Here is a 277-nt window from a genome sequence, read left to right as displayed (position 1 = left end):
AACTCGGAGATAGCTGGTTCTCCCCGAAAGCTATTTAGGTAGCGCCTCGGACGAATACTACTGGGGGTAGAGCACTGTTTGGGCTAGGGGGTCATCCCGACTTACCAACCCCATGCAAACTCCGAATACCAGTAAGTAATATCCGGGAGACACACGGCGGGTGCTAACGTCCGTCGTGAAGAGGGAAACAACCCAGACCGCCGGCTAAGGTCCCAAAGTTCTGGTTAAGTGGGAAACGATGTGGGAAGGCTCAGACAGCTAGGATGTTGGCTTAGAA

At 53.4% G+C, this 277-nt stretch carries 1 rRNA gene; it reads left to right on the top strand.

Going from position 1 to position 277, the window contains the following annotated elements:
* Positions 1 to 277, top strand: a 23S ribosomal RNA gene (locus tag J9885_RS20220); the annotation flags it as partial.

Source organism: Aeromonas sp. SrichE-2G (genome assembly GCF_017939565.1).
Lineage (GTDB): Bacteria > Pseudomonadota > Gammaproteobacteria > Enterobacterales > Aeromonadaceae > Aeromonas > Aeromonas taiwanensis.
The sequence above is the reverse complement of the archived record's forward strand: the minus strand, read 5'-3'. Positions and strand labels throughout refer to the sequence as shown.